The sequence below is a fragment of the Cupriavidus yeoncheonensis genome (assembly GCF_905397275.1).
Taxonomy (GTDB): Bacteria; Pseudomonadota; Gammaproteobacteria; order Burkholderiales; family Burkholderiaceae; genus Cupriavidus; species Cupriavidus yeoncheonensis.
In genome coordinates, this window is record NZ_CAJPUY010000028.1 from 37,522 (window position 1) to 53,225 (window position 15,704).

Here is a 15,704-nt window from a genome sequence, read left to right on the forward strand (position 1 = left end):
CATGCTTGAACTCCAGGGTGCCATCTGGTTCCGCTCCGGCTCGCAGGACTGGGGCGGCAAGGACCGCATCGCGCTGCTGGCCGCCATCGGTGAACACGGTTCGATCACGGCCGCGGCCCGTGCCGTGGGCATCAGCTACAAGGCCGCCTGGGACGCCATCGACGCCATGAACAACAGCGCCGGCGAACCGCTCGTGGTGCGCGCCGCGGGTGGCAAGGGCGGCGGCGGCACGCGCCTCACCGAACGCGCCGAGCAGCTGATCCGCACCTATCGGGCGCTTGAGGAAGAACACCGGCGCTTCGTCGCCCACCTTGGCCGCCTGGGCGATGCTGCGGCCGAAGACCTTAACGTGATGAGGCGTTTCATGATCCGCACCAGTGCGCGCAACAAGCTGTTCGGCAAGGTCGAGAGCGTCCGTGGCGGCGCCGTCAACGACGAGGTGGTGCTGGCCTTGCCGGGCGGGCAGACCATCGTGTCGACCATCACGCATGAAAGCGTCGAGACGCTGGAGCTGAAGCCCGGCGTGGAGGCGTTTGCGCTGATCAAGGCATCGTCGGTCCTGATCGGCCTGCCGGACCCCGGCCTGCGCCTGTCCGCCCGCAACCAGCTGCCCGGCGTGGTGTCGCGTGTTGTTCCCGGTGCGGTCAATGCCGAAGTGGTGCTCGATCTCGACGGCGGCGGCAGCGTGGCGGCCATCGTCACCAACGAAAGCGTGCAGACGCTTGGCCTGGCCGAGGGTGTGCGCGCCCTGGCGATCTTCAAGGCATCGGCCGTGATCCTGGGCGTGGTCGGATAGGCGGGGCCGCCTGCGTAACGCGCATTGGGTCGTCCATAATGTCGGGCTTCGACGCATGACCCGACATCCCTGTACATGGACGCCTCGCTGGCCGGCTTTTCCCTTGGCTTTTCCCTGATCCTTGCGATCGGTTCGCAGAATGCCTTCGTGCTGCGGCAGGGACTGTGCCGCGAGCATGTGTTCTGGGTCTGCTTCGTTTGCGCGTTGTCCGATGCGCTGTTGATCCTGGCTGGCGTCTCGGGTTTTGCGGTCATGATCCGACAGCTGCCGTGGCTTGGCGCGGCCATGCGCTATGGCGGCGCAGCGTTCCTGATCTGGTATGGCGCGCGCAGCTTCCTGGCCGCGCTGCACTCGTCGGCTGTGCTCGATCCGAGCAATGCCGAGCCTCGGCCGCTGCTGGCGACACTCGGTGTCTGCCTGGCGTTCACCTGGCTCAATCCCCACGTCTATCTCGACACGGTGATGCTGATCGGCTCGGTCTCCACGCAGTTCCACGGCCGCGAGATGCAGTTCGCCACGGGCGCGATGACGGCGTCGTTCCTGTTCTTCTTCGCGCTGGGCTATGGCGCCGCGCTGCTGCGGCAGGTGTTCGCGCGGCCGCGCGCGTGGCAGGTGCTCGAAGTGGTGATTGGCGTCACCATGTTGGCGATCGCAGCGAAGCTGCTGCTGGGCTGAACACGCAATCAAGGCAGGTACCCATGGCAAGGAATGTTGAAATCAAGGCGCGTCTCGACAGCATCGACGCAATCGAGCCGCATGTTGCGGCGCTGGCAACCGGCGGACCGGAACGGATCGAGCAGGACGACACCTTCTTCCCGTGCCCCAACGGCCGGCTGAAGCTCAGGGCGTTCAGTGCCGACCGCGGCGAGCTGATCTTCTACGCGCGGTATGACCAGGCGGGCCCCAAGGAAAGCTTTTACATTCTTTCCCCGACGGCATCGCCCGATACGCTGCGTGCCTTGCTGGTTGCAGCCCACGGCGAAGCGGGGCGCGTGCGCAAGGTGCGCACGCTGTACCTGGTGGGCCGCACGCGCGTTCACCTGGACCGCGTGGAAGGACTCGGCGAGTTCCTGGAGCTTGAGGTGGTGCTGGCCGACAACGAGAACGTAGCCGCCGGCGTGGCGGAAGCGCACGGCTTGCTGGACCAGTTGGGGGTGGGAGCAGGCGCCCTGCTGGAGGGCGCATATGTCGACCTGCTGCGCGCGGCTCAGACTACGCCGGCGCGCAGCGGGGCGTAGACGGGCGGGTGCTGGCGCGCGTTGCCGCTGCCGTAGATCTTGCCTTCGCGGATCTCCAGCACGTGTTCGCCGAGCGCTTCCACGTCGGCAGGATCATGTGAGATAACCAGCATCGGCACGTCCAGGCTGGCCTGCAAAGCGCGTAGTTCTTCGCGCATGCGCAGGCGCAGCGCGGGGTCGAGTGCCGAGAACGGTTCGTCGAGCAGCACGATATCGGGCTTGGCCACCAGCGCGCGCGCCAGCGCCACGCGCTGCTTCTGCCCGCCGGAAATCTCGGCGGGATAGTTGCCGACGATCTCGCGCAGGCCGAAAGCCTGGATCCAGCGATCCGTCTCCGGATGCGTGGCGCTGCGGCGCGGATTGCGCCAGCTCTTTGACAGGCCGAAGGCGATGTTCTGCCCCACGGTCAGGTGCGGGAACAGCGCATATTCCTGGAACAGGTAGGCCACGCGGCGCTCTTGCGGAGGCACGTTGATGCCGGCCTCGGCATCGAACAGCGTGCGGCCATTCAGCACGATGTGTCCGGAATCCGGCATCAGCAGCCCGGCGATGGCGCGCAGTGTCAGGCTCTTGCCGGCGCCGGACGGGCCGAACACGGCGATGCGGCGGCTGGCCGAATCGAAGGCGATGTCCAGCTCGAAATGACGGTCGGCCGAGACCATGCGCTTCCGGATGCTGACCTGCATGCTCATGGCTGCCTCACTGCGCCGGGCGCGTGCGCCGCAGGCGCCCGCGTTCGTAGATTTCAGCCGGGTTGCGCGCCGCGGCCGGCACCAGCCGTCCCGCCACGACCAGGATCAGTATGCAGGTGACCGAAGTGACCAGCACCAGCAGGTTGGCGGTATTGTCGTCGCCGGCCTGAACGGCCTCGTAGATGGCGACCGAAAGCGTCTGCGTGCGGCCCGGCAGGTTGCCGGCGACCATCAGCGTGGCGCCGAACTCTCCCAGCGCACGTGCGAAGGCCAGCAGCACGCCGGCAATGATACCGCGCGCGGCCAGCGGCAGCGTGACGCGGAAGAAGATGGCCGCCTCCGGCACGCCGAGCACGCGCGCGGCGTTTTCAAGCTGATGGTCCACGCCCTCAAACGCGGCGCGCGCCGATTTCAGCACCAGCGGAAAGGCGACGATGGTCGATGCCAGCACCGCCCCCTGCCAGGTGAACACCAGTTCGATGCCGAGCTTGCCGAGCCATTCGCCGAACACGCCGCGCCGGCCCACCAGCACCAGCAGGTAGTAGCCGAGCACCGTCGGCGGCAACACCAGCGGCAGCGTCAGCACGGCATCCACCACATCGCGCGCCGGGGAGCGCCAGCGCGCCAGCGCGTAGGCCGCGGCCACGCCCAGCACGGCGTTGAGCACGGTGGCCCAGCCCGCGACTTTCAGCGACAGCAGCAGCGGCACCCAGACAGCGTCCATGGTATGCGTCGATCCGGATCAGGGCTTCTGGAAGCCGTAGCGCGCCAGGATCGCCTGGCCTTCCGCCGACAGCACGTAGCTCACAAAGGCCGTGGCTTGCGTGTTCTGTTTGGTCAGGCTCGTCACGGCGATGGGGTAGGTCACCGGCGTGCGGCTGGGCACGCGCACGGCCACCTTGACCTTGTCAGGCATGACCGCCGCGTCGGAGGCGAAGACAAAGCCCGCTTCGACCTCGCCACGCGCCACATAGTCCAGGCTCTGGCGCACGTTCTGCGCGAGCACGCCCTTGGCGGAGACGGCGTCCCACAGGCCGGCGGCTTCGAGCGCGCCCTTGGTGTAGCGGCCCACCGGCACCGATGCCGGGTTGCCGAAGGCAATGCGCTTCACATCGGGCTTGGTCAGGTCCTGCAGCGCGCTGATATGGAGCTTGCTGTCGTTCGGCACGATCAGCACGACCTGGTTGGCGGCGAAATCGCGGCGCGAGGCCGTGGCCACGACCTTCTCGGCCTCGGCCTTGTTCATCGCTTCCTGGTCGGCCGAGGCAAACACGTCGGCCGGCGCGCCCTTGATGATCTGCTGCATCAGCACGTCGGACGCGCCAAAGTTGAGCACAACCTTGGTGTCCGGGTGGGCCTTTTCGAATGATTCGGCCAGCGTCTTGAACGCATTGGTCAGGCTCGCGGCTGCCGACACCACCAGGTCGGCACCGAACGCGGGCGGTGCGGCCAGCGCCAGGGCGGCCAGCGCGGCGCTGGCGAAATGAACGGCGCGGCGCCGGAAAGCCGTGCCCGGCATGCGGTCGGATCGGGAAGTCTGCATCGGAAGGTTCCTGGGAGCGCACGTGCGCGCGCATGGCTTCGGGTGTACTGTCAGGCGCAATATACGGCTGTATATAGCGAGACGTCAATCTTGCGCCATGATGGCTGGCATGGGTATTGGCGACGGCACAAGCCGGACATCACGGGCGGCGAATGCCGCACAGAACGGAAATAGTGGAAGGGGAGAAGGAAGGCGCGCCGGGATCGGCGCGCCGGTACGTTCAGGCCGGCGGTGCGCCGTCCTTGAACATGGTTTTCAGCTGCGTGCGCAGCTCAGGGGTGTCCTGATGCTGGTGCACCGCCACGGCATGCTGGACCGCGGCTTCGAGCAGTTCATCTTCGCTGTCGGCGCTGAGTGCAACCGTGCAGCCGATGTCGCTCGGATACTCGCGGCAATCGACATACTTGCGTCCCATATTACCTCCTGACGCCGGCATGGCGGCCGGCGTTTCCAAGTATAGGGCGCGGGTTGGCAGGTTTTACAGAACGGGATTGAGCACCTTGCCGGTGGCCAGGAACGCCTCCAGGTTCTCCAGCGTCAGGGCGGTCATGGCGGCGCGCGTTTCATGCGTGCCGCTGGCCATGTGCGGTGCGAGCACGACGTTGTCGAGCGCCAGCAGCGCCGGCGGGGCATTGGGCTCGTCGCGGAATACGTCAAGGCCTGCGCCGCCGAGCTTGCCGTCGGCCAGCGCCGCCACCATGGCGGCTTCGTCGATCACGCTGCCGCGCGAGACGTTGACGAGGATCCCCTTGGGTCCCAGTGCCTCGATGATCTCGCGCGAGACCAGGCCCTCGGTTTCCGGGCCGCCCACGCAGGCCACCACCAGGAAGTCGGACCATGTGGCCAGCGCTTTCAGGTCAGGTTCGAAGCGCCACGGCGCGCCGTCGCGCTGGCGGCGGTTGTGGTAGGCGATCTCCATGTCGAAGCCGCCCGCGCGGCGCGCGACGATCTCGCCGATGCGGCCCAGGCCGAGGATGCCGAGTTTCTTGCCCGATACCCGGGTGGTCAGCGGAAAGCCGCCTTGCGGCCAGCGCTGCGCGCGCACGAAGCGGTCGCCGTAAGCGATGCCGCGCGCGGCGTCGATCAGCAGGCCGAAGGCCAGGTCGGCCACGCAGTCATTGAGTACATCGGGTGTGTTGCTGACCTGGATGCCGCGGGCGAGGGCTGCGTCGAGCGCGATCGAGTCGTAGCCAACGCCGAAGCTGACAATGGCCTCCAGGCGGGGCAGCGCGGCGATCAGCGCAGCGGTGCAACCGTGCCGGGCAGAGGTCACCACGACGCGCACCGCGCCGCCATGCTCGCGCGCCCAGGCGAGAGGATCGGCCTGCTGCCACAGCGCGACGGCGCCGAAACGCTCCTGCAGGGTGAGGTTGGTTGGCGGCGCCAGCGGGCCGACCTGGAGGATCTGGAATGCGGACATGGAAGGGGAGCGGATTCGGGGGGGACGGAACGGCAATGGTAGCGCAGGGCTGCCAGCCTTGCCGGCCACGGGCGGGCTTGCTGGGCTATGCTGGCAGCCTTGATGATCAACGTTGCGCGTACGCGCCCATGCCATGAAGACCCTCTATCTGGCCGGTTTCGATGTGTTCCGTGAAGATGCTGTTGAATGGGGCGGGCAGCTCAAGGCGCTATGCACCGAGTATGGTTTTGAAGGGCTGTATCCGCTCGACAAGGCGGCACCTGCGGGGATGTCCGGGCCGGACACGGCTCGCTGGATCTACGACGCCAATATCGCGCTGATCCGGCGCGCCGATATGGTCATGGCCAACCTCGGCGATTTCCGTGGGCCCGGGGAGCCGGATTCTGGCACTGCCTTTGAAGTGGGCTTTGCCGTGGCGTTGCAGAAGCCGGTGTGGGGCTACTATGGTGAGGATGGATCGCTGCGTGAACGCGTGATCGCGAGCATTGATGATCGCGGACATGCTCGGGATAAGCAGGGATATCTGGTCGAAGATTTTGGGTTGCCGAAGAACCTGATGCTGGCCTGTCCGGCCAAGCTCGTGCGTGGTGGGCCGAAGGAGTGCCTGCAAGCTATGGTGGATGCTGAGCGCAGGCATACGGTGCGGCGGGAGAGGGATGCGGCGTTGCGCGATGCGGATGACTGATGCAGGCAGGGAGGTTTCTTTGCCTTGCTAGATTCTGTCTGACTTGAGTTCGAACGAATCGCGTGCGAAGCGCTCCGGCACGGGGGCATGATGCGACTCCCTCTTGAGCGCCAGCAGCGGCTCGACCCCTGCGTCAAGGCAAGCGATCACTTAGGCCTACTGCGACGATTGCGATGCGCCGCGCGCGGCCATTGGGTCCCGTCCCTGCGTGCGCTGGTTGAACCACTGCGTCAGTGCGCTGCCGGGCTGGCAGCGCAGCCAGGTCCAAACCATCTCGACCGGGGGCGCCCATACCCGCTGGTTGCCCCTTTGCTGATGGCCTGCTTCGCCAATCTCCTTCAGGCGCGCTAGGGCATCACTTCGCTCGCGCGCGGGGGCGCCGCGAGGCTCGCCTGCCGCGCTTTCTCGAGGGCAACGAGCTGCTGCTCCGCCAGTGCCAGCCGTTCGCATTCGCGCGGCAGCCGCTCACGCAACTCGGGCGGCAGCGCATGCGGCCACGCTCGCCGCGCAGCCATGCACGCAGGTTGATCACCAGGTTGATGGCATCGAGCCGGTCGGCCTTCGCGCGACGCCTGTGGCGCGCGACCGGAATGCTGGCCGGATCTCAGCGTAGCAGTCGATGCCGCGCGCCTGCAGCGCGCGACATATCCAGAACGCGTCCGGGCCGGCCTCGCAGCTCACGACGATCTTTACGTCCGCCGGCGGACTATGATGCGCTGGGCCAACGATCCAGACTCACCATCACACGCGGGCAGCCCAATTGGTGTAGATACCTCAAGGTGTTTTCCAAGTGATCAAAACGGTGCGGATGTTGTTGACGAGAGCGCAACCATTGGAAACCGTTGATGCGCACGTACCAGCCGTCCGGCGCGGGCAACAGCTCGACAAATTCCACCAAACCACGGGAAAGCAAGCCCATGAATTCTTGTTCGAATAGATCAGTCAAAGGATCTCTCCTTCATATCGATTAGATCAAAAAGGAAATACACATTGTTGCCTGAAGATGAGGCGCCGCTGTTATATCCTAGGGGTGAGCAGGGTCAGGCAACGCCTTAGCGGCCCAAATAAACGGCTGTAATTTCCTCGCGCTTGTGACCTAGCTCTGCTGAAACCTGCAGTCGCGCTGCACGATCCACTGCCCGCTGTTGCTCCGTGAGCTGTTTCGAAACTGGGCCACCTGCGGCAGGAGCTGGCCAGCCAGTGAGCTGGTGGTAACGTCGCTGGGCATATGCATGCCGAAGTCCGTGCAACTTTGACAAGCCAGCCTTTTCAATCGTCGATTTATAGCGACGGAGTTGGTGGATATATTTGAGCTCTGTAGGGATCATCGATCCGCTTCCACAGAATGCGGCCGCTCTCGCAAGCACAGGCCGCTGATCTTCATCGGTAATTGGCAAAACGCGCTCCCGGCCGCCCTTACACCAGGAGGCCTTAAGGTGAATCTCCTGTATTTCATCCACTGTCAGACCTGCCAGGGCATAATTTGCCTGAAATTTGAGGCATTCTTCTCGACGAAGTCCAAAAGCCTGCTGCAATTCGACGGAACAGCGCACTCGCTCATCGGTAATCTTCTCGAGATCGCCAGGAGCAAGCACCAATGCCTTTGAAATGTTGGTGACATACCGGCGCCGACCAATACCCAAATCCTTATTGGCGCGGGGGACGCAATTCTGTTTACCAACCTTCTCTGCCCACCACCGTATATGTGACATACGGTTTTTCATCGTATTCACGGCAATCCCAACGGTCTGCCAGCGCTCAACTAGTGCAGCAACATGCTTTGGCTTCAAACCAGTCGCAGGAAGAGTGCGAAAGCCCATGTCTTTCAGGTCATGCGCCACCTGGGCGAGCACTTCCTTTCGGGACGCTTGTGTTGCATAAGAGCCATCACGATTGCGCTTAACCAAGCGCATTAGGTCTACAAAAATATCGAATTTCATTGGATTCCTCACTTTGTCGGCATTAACTTTGGTCAGTGTTAACTGCGGCTGGCTAAACCAGCCCTAGCACCGCCGCCCTTGGGCGCGCGGTACGGGTACAGCGACCAGCCACGGCGCCACCAGCCGGCCTGTGCGTCCCGTCGGGCATACACAAACGTTCTGGCGATAAGTGCCGGGCCTTCGTGAGGCGGAGCCCTACGTCCACCTTTGTTGCCTCCAAGCAACCGATTGGTTCCGTTGGATGTCTGCTTTGAGAGTGCAGACGAACTCGCCGGATAATTTCCGGCAATGCTCAGACAATCCTGAGGAGATCAGACGGGGGGAGGGCTTGGGACCCCTGAGGGGCGCTGCGGCGAAATACGGCAGCGAAAGGGCAGAAATGACGTAGCACCAAGGCATGCGAAGCCCTCGGCGACGATTCGGGAAGGAATGGTAAAAGACGGGGGAAAGTGGAAAGGCCTTCGAAGACGCTACGGAGCGCCATTGAAGGCAGTGGGCCAGAGACTGGACGGACCTACACAGCCCAGCCGATCGGCCCAAAAAAGATAGACAGCATATCGCTAGAGTGCAGTTACAGCGCCAGGCGCCTCACTCCACAGTAGCCATACTACGTCCTGATGTGGCACGAATGCCAAAGTCGATGCACGAAGTGCGAGAAGTAGCGTATAGGCTACTATGTCGAATCGTTTTTGGCAAGCCAGCGCACTAGAAGGCGGGCGAGCCCGTTGCAGCAGCCTATGGTCCCAACTACCGGCGGCTTCAGCAGTTGACATCCTCCCCTCCCTCGACCTTCGGTCGCCGCCTGTCGGCGGAAAGGAAGGGGATTCCTACGGCGCTACGCGGTGAGCTGCGTAGCCACTTCGGCGGGTTCCTGCTTCGCAGAGCGGCCTGACTGCACCGGCTCTCCACAGGCTGCAACGCGGTGTCCCCGCGCCAAAACATTGATCGCGCCGACCACGTCGGCGTTTTCCTCGAAACCGCATTCGATGCAGGCGAACCGAGCTTGCGTAAGCCGGTTGGCCGCGCTCACGCTACTGCACGCCGGACATGTCCGGCTCGTGTTCTCGGGCGGCACTGCGACAAGCCAGCCGCCGTGCCACGCCAACTTGTATTCCAACTGGCGGCGGAATTCGAACCAGCCCTGATCCAAAATCGCTTTGTTCAGGCCGGACTTGGCCCGAACGTTCCTGCCCGGCTTCTCGACACTGCCCGCTGCCGACCTGGACATGTTCCTCACCTGCAAGTCCTCGATACACACCATCGCGTGGTTTTGGCTGATCGTGGTCGTGGCTTTGTGCAGGTAGTCGCGGCGGGCGTTCCCGATGCGGGCTTGAATGCGCTGGATTCTGGCTTTCGCCTTCTTCCAGTTGCAGCTGAACTTCTGTTTTCGGCTCATGGACCGCTGCGCTCGACGCAGCCTGGCTTCGTGCCGCTTGAAGCTATTGAGTGGGGCGAGGTAGCTGCCGTCGCTGAATGTCGCGAAGCGGGCCACGCCGACATCGATGCCAACGGCGCTGGTGGACTGTGGCACGGGGGCTTCGACCTCTCGTTGCGTTTGTATCGAAACGAACCACTTGCCAGCGCTCATGGATACCGTGGCGTTGCGCAGCTCGCCCATCGCGTTCCGGCTGTTGCGGTAGCGCAGCCATCCGAGCTTCGGCAGGAAAATACGACTGTGGGCCTGATCCAGCTTGATCTGCTTCGGGTCCGGGTAGCGGAAGCTGTCGCCTTGCCCCTTCTTCTTGAAGCGCGGGAACGCCGCCCGTTTGGCGAAGAAGTTCTTGTAGGCCCGCTCCAGGTCCTTCAGCGCATGCTGCAGCGGATGAACAGGTGAGTCCTTGAGCCACGGTGTCTCCCGCCCGTTGCGCCATCCCGTCAGGTGCTTGGCCATGGCCACATAGCCGATGAACTTGCCTCCCGCCTCGAAGTTTTCCTTCTGCAAGGCGAGCGCCTTGTTAAAGACGAATCGGCACGAGCCAGCGAAGCGACGCATGTCGCGCTGCTGCTCGCCGGTCGGCATCAGTTCGTACTTGAAGGCTTGGAGTCGTTGCATGAATAGATCGTATCAGCATTCCCGCGTCGTCAAGGACGCCTGCTGCGTCCGCGTATCCTTCCTCGCCCTGAAGGGTCCCTGAAGGACGAGGTTTGACGCGCATTCCGATCAAGGCCCGATACGACGAGGCGAACGTCTTCCGCATGAACCAGAACATCCGGCCGCTGCCCTAAACGCTTCCGCGCGCGCCGATTGACATAGCCCGGGCACATTCCTCGCTGCCGGGCTGCCTTTACCTACCGCTTCAATGCCCGCAATCCTGCCGCAATATCATCCGCCGCTGCAGATAGGATCTGCCGATACGCCACCACTACCCCCTCGACCGCGCCAGGCGCAGCCAGGTCGGACTGCGTGCGTCCACTCACGACCCTCCCGTCCGGCAGCCGCCGCACGGTCCAGTTGATGGTCGCCCCAGCCCGCTGGCCGATATCGGCATCCAGCCGCACCACCTCGGTGGTGATCCGATACACCGGCGACACATCGGCCAGCCCCTGCTGATAGGTATCCACCGCCCCCAGGCTGGCCTGCAGCCGCTGCGACAGCGCATCGCGCATCTCGTCGGGCAGCGGCGACGACCAACGTGACAGGTCCAGCAGCCTGAGCCCGGCTTCATTGCCGTTGTGCGTGTCGCGCACCACGAGCTGCGGCCGGTTCAGGCGTTCGGGAACGCGCACGGGCGCCACCTCGATCCATAGTGGCTCGGTGTTGGGCGCCGCCGGTGTCGCCACGCTGGCGCCAGCGGCGGCTGGCCCTTGTGCAAGCGTGTAGTAGCGGGGCTCCGGCGAGGCGCAGCCCGCCAGCACCGTGGCGGCGGTCAGCGCGATCAGCGCATAGGCGCGCGTGGCGTGGGTCCGATTCATCATTCCTTCTGCTATGAAAAACGTGCGCAAATGTGCGCGCCATTTTCTTCCCGCCCCGAGGCTCCTTGCTGGCCAACCTCGTCTCTGACGGACGTAACTTTCCCGCCTGCGATTGGCGACATGCCTCTCGCAGTGCGATTCGTTGCCGAATCACTCGCCACGGGTAGCGCAGTTTCGGTTGCGAGCCGTTCAAGGTTGATCGCTGCGTTGTGATCGCGGTCATGACTCATGCCGCAGGCCGGGCACACGACGCGACGCTCGCTAAGCGCAAGTCTGTCGAGCTTATGGCCACAGCAGGACATCAGCTTACTCGACGGAAACCAGCGATCGGCAAACACAAGGTGCGTGCCGTATCTCTTCGCCTTGTACTCCATTTGCCGGCGAAACTCACTCAGCCCCATGTCCGCTAGTGAGCGTGCAAGACGCTCATTCTTGAGCATACCGGCGATGTTGAGATCCTCCAGGCCAATCGCTTGGTTTTCGCGGCATAGCCTGGTGGTTGCCTTGTGCAGGAAATCCTGCCTGATATTAGCGACGCGGGCGTGCAGGCGCGCCAGCCGTGCGGCACTGTCGATCCGGCCGGCAGAGCGCGCCGGCTGAGGTTTCGTGTTCGGACGTAGCGGCCCAATGAAATCTCGGCTAAATGCCGCGCGCCCTAGCTTGGCCATCTCGACCTTCCGGGACAGGCGTCGAGAGCGAATCCGCAGGTGCCGTAGCGCGGCTTTCAACGGCTTGGGGCCCTCGAACGTTTCCCCCGTCGAAAGTGTAACGGCCGATTTGATCCCAAGGTCCACGCCAACCACGCCATGGCCGGTGCGCGGGACGAATGCCACGTCGTCCGCCACCTCTACCTGGACCGAGATGAACCAACGATCAGCGCGTCGGCTCACGGCGGCGCCCATGACTCGCCCGGGGAACCGCAGCGCCTCCCGCATGGCAACCCGTCCAATCAATGGCAGCACAACCGAGTGTCCGTCAAACCTTAGCTTATCGTTGGCGACGTAGAATCCGTCCTTGCATTGACCTTTCTTCTTGAACCTGGGGGCGTGCGCTTTGATCCCCGACTTCATGTCAGAGAAGAACTTCGACCAGGCCTTGGATAGATTAGCGAAGGGTTGGGCGTGCGCGTCACGATGGATGTCGGTCATCCACGGGTACTGCTGATACTTGATGGCGTTAAAGGACTTCTTCAGCGCCATGGCGCTCGGCTTACCGCCGGCTGCGCGTTGGCGGTTCCATTCCGCTAGTGCCCAGTTCCATACGAAACGCGCGCAGCCAGCCGCCCTCACGAAGTAATCGACTTCGCGCTGGCTGGTCACAAGTTCGATCGTATGGGCTAGCAGCATTGGCAGCGCCCTTTGTGTTCCATTTCGCGGCTCATATTCATGCATTGAGCGTTCACAAATTATGCGCCTATCAGCACATTCGCGCTACCTAGAGACCATCTCCGGCTTGCCGCGCAGCAGCGCTTCAGGGTGGCGTTCGAGATAGTCAGTCAGCGTGCGCAGCGAAGTCGCGGTGCGGGTCAGCTCCTGCACCATGCGGCGCGCATCCTGCTGCAGCGGTGCGTCGGAAGACAGCGTGCCGTTGGCGGTCGACAGCGTCTTGCGCGCGTCCTGCAGTGCGGCCAGCACCTGCGGCGCGACATCGCCGTTGAGCTGCTTGACCAGTTCGTCGGCGCTCGCGAGCGTGGCGTTGAGCGCGGCCACCGACTTGCGCAGGTCCTCGCCGATCTGGTCGAACGGCACCTTGTCGATGCGGTTGACGATGTCGCCGACCTGCGCCTGCAGCTGGTCGAACGTGCCCGGCGTGGTGGCGAATTCGGGAATCGCCGCGTTCAGGTCGACGTTGGCCGGCGGTGCCTTCGGGAAGAAGTCCAGTGCCACATAGAGCTGGCCGGTCAGCAGGTTGCCGGTGCGCAGCTGCGCGCGCATGCCGCGCTTGAGCAGCCCCGCGATGATCTCGTGGCGGCGGGTCGGGTCCTGCACGTCGCGTTCGCGGAAGCCCATGCGCGACGGGTACAGCTCAACCACCACCGGCATGCGGAACGCCTTCTTGTCGCGCTGGTACTCGATGCCGATGGAGCGCACCTGGCCCACGATCACGCCGCGGAAGTCCACCGGCGCGCCCGGCGCGAGCCCACGCACGGACTGGTCAAAGTTGAGCACCGCCAGCGTGGGTGCCAGTTCCTCGGGCTCCTTCATGGCCTCGGCCTGGTCGGCGGCCAGCAGGAACTGCGTGTTCTCCGCGGCCGCATCCGTCGCGCTGGTGCCGTCGGGCGCCTGGAAGGCCACGCCGCCGAGCAGCACGGTGACCAGCGATTGCGTCGACAGCTTCAGGCCCGACGCGTCCAGCTTGAGGTCGACACCGCTGGCGTGCCAGAAGCGCGTGTCGGCGTTCACCAGCTTGTCATAGGGCTTGTTGACGAATACGCGCAGGGTGATGTCGCGCCCGTTCGGATCGAGCTGGAAGGCCACCACCTGGCCTACCTGCACGCGGCGGTAATAGACCGGCGAGCCGATGTCGAGGGACCCCAGGTCCGACGCGCGCAGCACGAATTGCTTGCCCGAGGAGTCGGATGTCACGACGGGCGGCGCCTCCAGACCCTTGAACTCGCGCTTGCCCTCGTTGGACTTGCCCGCGTCCACGCCGATGTAGGCACCTGAGAGCAGCGTTTCCAGGCCCGATATGCCGCTGACTGCAAAGCGCGGCCGCACCACCCAGAAACGCGTGTCGGCCACGGCGAAGTTCTCCGCGTCCTTGGTCAGGTCGATCATGGCCAGCACGTGCGAGCGGTCGGGCGCGAGCCGCACCGACTTCACCAGGCCGATATCCACGTCCTTGTAGCGCACCGCGGTCTTGCCTGGCGTCAGGCCTTCGGCCGAGCGGAAGGTCACGGTGATCTCGGGTCCGCGCGAGGACAGCGTGTGGATCAGCAGCGAGATGCCGACCACGGCCGCGACGATCGGGATCAGCCAGACCAGCGATGGCAGCCAGCGTGCCCGGCGTCGGCGTTCGGGTTGCGGCAGCCCCGATGGCGCGGGCGGAAGGTTGTCAGTGTCGGGCATCTTGTTGTTCCAGCGAGTCCCACAGCAGGCGGGGGTCGAAGCTTAGTGACGCGAGCATGGTCAGCACCACGACCGAGGCAAAGGCCAGCGCGCCGCCGCCGGGAATGATAGTGGCCAGCGCCCCGGCCCGCACCAGCGAGGCCAGCAGCGCCACCACGAATATGTCGAGCATGGACCATCGGCCGATCACCTCGACCAGGCCATAGAGCCGGGTCCGCTGCCGCAGGCGCCAGGTGGAGCGCATGTGCACGGAGACCAGCAGCAGCGTCAGGATCAGCATCTTCAGCAGCGGCACGATGATGCTGGCGATCAGCACGATCCCCGCAAGCAGGCGCGAGCCCGACAGCCACAGGTAGATCACGCCGGACAGGATGGTGTCCTGTTGCGTGCCGAGAATGGACTGCGTCACCATCACCGGCAGCAGGTTGGCGGGAATATAGAGCATATAGGCCGACAGCAGGAACGCCCAGGTACGGGCCACGCTGTCTGGCTTGCGGTGGTGCAGCGTGGCGCCGCAGCGCGGGCAGGGCTGGCCTTCGAGCGAACGCGGGCTGACCAGGTCGCAGGCGTGGCACGACAGCAGGCCCAGCCGGGTGGCCGTGGGTACCTGCGGCAGCGGCGTGCGCTCGTCGTCGTCGGTGATTTCCCGGACCACGCTGCTGGCGAACTTGCGCGAGCGCTGGAGCTGCTCCCGCGCGCCGCTCAGGCGCGGCAACTTGCGGCGCGGTGGCTGCGTGTCGCTCATCGGCTGGCTCCGTCCGTGGCCTCGGCCTCTTGCGGTGACTCCAGGTAATGCCACAGGTCGCGCGGATCGAACGACAGCATGGCCGCCAGCACCACGACCAGCGCGCCGAACGACCACAGCGCGATGCCGGGCAGCACCTGGGCCATGCTCGACAGCTTCACCAGCGTGACCAGCACGCCGATCATGAACACTTCGATCATGCCCCACGGCCGGGTCTGGCGGATGCCGCGCACGATGCGGTCAAAGCCCGCGGGCATGCGGTGGACCGACATGGGCACCAGCAGGTAGACCATCATCAGCATTTCCGAAAGCGGGAACAGGATAGTGGTGATGAACACCAGCGCGGCCACCAGCGCCATGTGGTCGGCATACAGCGCCTGCACGGCGCCCAGCAGCGTGGTCTGCGTGCGCACGCCTTTCAGGTCCATCTCGACAATGGGAAACGCGTTGGAGATCAGGAACAGGATCAGAGCGGTGATGACCAGCGGCAGCAGGTGCCGGTAGGTGCGCGTGCTTTCGCGGTACAACTGGCCGCCGCAGCGCAGGCACACCGCGCGTTCGCCCCGGGCCAGTTCCGCGCGCTGGTACACGGCGTCGCAGTATTCGCAGGCGACCAGTCCGTGCAGCGCGTCCGTCGGGGCGCCGGTGTCATCATGTGCCATGC

18 protein-coding genes and 1 pseudogene are annotated in these 15,704 nt (G+C 64.6%); 5 read left to right on the top strand and 14 right to left on the bottom strand.

Features of this window, described 5'->3' with window-relative positions; all coding sequences use genetic code 11:
- Position 1: 1 nt before the first annotated feature.
- The 3 genes from KHO22_RS28220 to KHO22_RS28230 all read left to right on the top strand — a co-directional run bounded on the left by KHO22_RS28220 (position 2) and on the right by KHO22_RS28230 (position 2,034).
- Entirely contained in the window at positions 2-796 is a 795-nt protein-coding gene (locus KHO22_RS28220; protein WP_211950479.1) for a TOBE domain-containing protein, read from the top strand.
- Between the two features lie 75 nt (positions 797-871).
- Positions 872-1,471, top strand: a complete 600-nt coding sequence (locus tag KHO22_RS28225) for a LysE/ArgO family amino acid transporter (protein WP_211950480.1) — start codon at positions 872-874, stop codon at positions 1,469-1,471.
- 23 nt (positions 1,472-1,494) lie between these two features.
- Positions 1,495-2,034, top strand: a complete 540-nt coding sequence (locus tag KHO22_RS28230; protein WP_211950481.1) for a class IV adenylate cyclase — start codon at positions 1,495-1,497, stop codon at positions 2,032-2,034.
- Here KHO22_RS28230 and KHO22_RS28235 read toward each other — a convergent pair.
- From KHO22_RS28235 to KHO22_RS28255, 5 genes are all read right to left on the bottom strand, one after another.
- On the bottom strand, positions 2,004-2,726 hold the full coding sequence (locus tag KHO22_RS28235) for an ATP-binding cassette domain-containing protein (RefSeq protein ID WP_211950482.1): 723 nt from the start codon (positions 2,724-2,726) through the stop codon (positions 2,004-2,006). The genes KHO22_RS28230 and KHO22_RS28235 overlap by 31 nt on opposite strands.
- A gap of 7 nt (positions 2,727-2,733) precedes the next feature.
- Positions 2,734-3,450: a molybdate ABC transporter permease subunit gene (gene modB, locus KHO22_RS28240; protein WP_211950483.1), complete on the bottom strand. Its 717-nt coding sequence runs from the start codon at positions 3,448-3,450 to the stop codon at positions 2,734-2,736.
- A gap of 18 nt (positions 3,451-3,468) precedes the next feature.
- Positions 3,469-4,245 carry a molybdate ABC transporter substrate-binding protein gene (modA, locus tag KHO22_RS28245; protein ID WP_230427072.1) on the bottom strand — a complete coding sequence of 259 codons (777 nt, stop codon included), beginning with the start codon at positions 4,243-4,245 and terminating at the stop codon, positions 3,469-3,471.
- A gap of 244 nt (positions 4,246-4,489) precedes the next feature.
- Entirely contained in the window at positions 4,490-4,684 is a 195-nt protein-coding gene (locus KHO22_RS28250) for a DUF1059 domain-containing protein (RefSeq protein ID WP_211950485.1), read from the bottom strand.
- A 63-nt stretch (positions 4,685-4,747) separates the two neighbouring features.
- Positions 4,748-5,689 carry a 2-hydroxyacid dehydrogenase gene (locus tag KHO22_RS28255; RefSeq protein WP_211950486.1) on the bottom strand — a complete coding sequence of 314 codons (942 nt, stop codon included), beginning with the start codon at positions 5,687-5,689 and terminating at the stop codon, positions 4,748-4,750.
- 133 nt (positions 5,690-5,822) lie between these two features.
- Between KHO22_RS28255 and KHO22_RS28260 the strand changes: the two genes are divergently transcribed.
- On the top strand, positions 5,823-6,374 hold the full coding sequence (locus tag KHO22_RS28260) for a nucleoside 2-deoxyribosyltransferase (RefSeq protein ID WP_211950487.1): 552 nt from the start codon (positions 5,823-5,825) through the stop codon (positions 6,372-6,374).
- Positions 6,375-6,531: 157 nt separating this feature from the next.
- Here the strand turns inward: KHO22_RS28260 and KHO22_RS32940 are convergent.
- The 4 genes and pseudogenes from KHO22_RS32940 to KHO22_RS28280 form a co-directional block, all read right to left on the bottom strand.
- Positions 6,532-7,082, bottom strand: a pseudogene (locus KHO22_RS32940) (transposase); the annotation flags it as partial.
- Complete coding sequence (locus tag KHO22_RS28270) at positions 7,081-7,320, bottom strand: hypothetical protein (RefSeq protein ID WP_211950488.1); 240 nt, start codon at positions 7,318-7,320, stop codon at positions 7,081-7,083. The pseudogene KHO22_RS32940 and the gene KHO22_RS28270, both read right to left, overlap by 2 nt.
- A 106-nt stretch (positions 7,321-7,426) precedes the next feature.
- Positions 7,427-8,314 (bottom strand): phage integrase N-terminal domain-containing protein, encoded by an 888-nt coding sequence (locus KHO22_RS28275; protein WP_211950489.1) that lies wholly within the window; start codon positions 8,312-8,314, stop codon positions 7,427-7,429.
- Between the two features lie 835 nt (positions 8,315-9,149).
- Positions 9,150-10,367: an RNA-guided endonuclease InsQ/TnpB family protein gene (locus KHO22_RS28280; RefSeq protein ID WP_211950490.1), complete on the bottom strand. Its 1,218-nt coding sequence runs from the start codon at positions 10,365-10,367 to the stop codon at positions 9,150-9,152.
- Between the two features lie 92 nt (positions 10,368-10,459).
- On the opposite strand from KHO22_RS28280, the gene KHO22_RS32915 reads away from it, so the two are divergent.
- Positions 10,460-10,540 carry a BBE domain-containing protein gene (locus KHO22_RS32915; RefSeq protein ID WP_211950511.1) on the top strand — a complete coding sequence of 27 codons (81 nt, stop codon included), beginning with the start codon at positions 10,460-10,462 and terminating at the stop codon, positions 10,538-10,540.
- A gap of 63 nt (positions 10,541-10,603) precedes the next feature.
- Here KHO22_RS32915 and KHO22_RS28290 read toward each other — a convergent pair whose 3' ends face one another.
- From KHO22_RS28290 to KHO22_RS28310, 5 genes are all read right to left on the bottom strand, one after another.
- Positions 10,604-11,230, bottom strand: coding sequence for a PqiC family protein (locus tag KHO22_RS28290; protein ID WP_211950491.1), 627 nt, complete (start codon positions 11,228-11,230; stop codon positions 10,604-10,606).
- 8 nt (positions 11,231-11,238) lie between these two features.
- Entirely contained in the window at positions 11,239-12,573 is a 1,335-nt protein-coding gene (locus tag KHO22_RS28295) for an RNA-guided endonuclease InsQ/TnpB family protein (RefSeq protein WP_211950492.1), read from the bottom strand.
- Between the two features lie 84 nt (positions 12,574-12,657).
- Positions 12,658-14,295 (bottom strand): PqiB family protein, encoded by a 1,638-nt coding sequence (locus KHO22_RS28300; RefSeq protein WP_211950493.1) that lies wholly within the window; start codon positions 14,293-14,295, stop codon positions 12,658-12,660.
- On the bottom strand, positions 14,282-15,040 hold the full coding sequence (locus KHO22_RS28305) for a paraquat-inducible protein A (RefSeq protein ID WP_211950494.1): 759 nt from the start codon (positions 15,038-15,040) through the stop codon (positions 14,282-14,284). The genes KHO22_RS28300 and KHO22_RS28305 overlap by 14 nt, the downstream gene beginning before the upstream one ends.
- Entirely contained in the window at positions 15,037-15,702 is a 666-nt protein-coding gene (locus KHO22_RS28310; RefSeq protein WP_211950495.1) for a paraquat-inducible protein A, read from the bottom strand. Before KHO22_RS28310 ends, KHO22_RS28305 begins: the two co-directional genes overlap by 4 nt.
- Between the last annotated feature and the right edge of the window lie 2 nt (positions 15,703-15,704).

Bases quoted from the DNA above. Each gene is read 5' to 3' on its own strand.
- KHO22_RS28220 (WP_211950479.1), top strand. From the start codon at position 2: ATGCTTGAACTCCAGGGTGCCATCTGGTTCCGCTCCGGCTCGCAGGAC.
- KHO22_RS28225 (WP_211950480.1), top strand. From the start codon at position 872: ATGGACGCCTCGCTGGCCGGCTTTTCCCTTGGCTTTTCCCTGATCCTT.
- KHO22_RS28230 (WP_211950481.1), top strand. From the start codon at position 1,495: ATGGCAAGGAATGTTGAAATCAAGGCGCGTCTCGACAGCATCGACGCA.
- KHO22_RS28235 (WP_211950482.1), bottom strand. From the start codon at position 2,726: ATGAGCATGCAGGTCAGCATCCGGAAGCGCATGGTCTCGGCCGACCGT.
- modB (WP_211950483.1), bottom strand. From the start codon at position 3,450: ATGGACGCTGTCTGGGTGCCGCTGCTGCTGTCGCTGAAAGTCGCGGGC.
- modA (WP_230427072.1), bottom strand. From the start codon at position 4,245: ATGCCGGGCACGGCTTTCCGGCGCCGCGCCGTTCATTTCGCCAGCGCC.
- KHO22_RS28250 (WP_211950485.1), bottom strand. From the start codon at position 4,684: ATGGGACGCAAGTATGTCGATTGCCGCGAGTATCCGAGCGACATCGGC.
- KHO22_RS28255 (WP_211950486.1), bottom strand. From the start codon at position 5,689: ATGTCCGCATTCCAGATCCTCCAGGTCGGCCCGCTGGCGCCGCCAACC.
- KHO22_RS28260 (WP_211950487.1), top strand. From the start codon at position 5,823: ATGAAGACCCTCTATCTGGCCGGTTTCGATGTGTTCCGTGAAGATGCT.
- KHO22_RS28275 (WP_211950489.1), bottom strand. From the start codon at position 8,314: ATGAAATTCGATATTTTTGTAGACCTAATGCGCTTGGTTAAGCGCAAT.
- KHO22_RS28280 (WP_211950490.1), bottom strand. From the start codon at position 10,367: ATGCAACGACTCCAAGCCTTCAAGTACGAACTGATGCCGACCGGCGAG.
- KHO22_RS28290 (WP_211950491.1), bottom strand. From the start codon at position 11,230: ATGATGAATCGGACCCACGCCACGCGCGCCTATGCGCTGATCGCGCTG.
- KHO22_RS28295 (WP_211950492.1), bottom strand. From the start codon at position 12,573: ATGCTGCTAGCCCATACGATCGAACTTGTGACCAGCCAGCGCGAAGTC.
- KHO22_RS28300 (WP_211950493.1), bottom strand. From the start codon at position 14,295: ATGCCCGACACTGACAACCTTCCGCCCGCGCCATCGGGGCTGCCGCAA.
- KHO22_RS28305 (WP_211950494.1), bottom strand. From the start codon at position 15,040: ATGAGCGACACGCAGCCACCGCGCCGCAAGTTGCCGCGCCTGAGCGGC.
- KHO22_RS28310 (WP_211950495.1), bottom strand. From the start codon at position 15,702: ATGGCACATGATGACACCGGCGCCCCGACGGACGCGCTGCACGGACTG.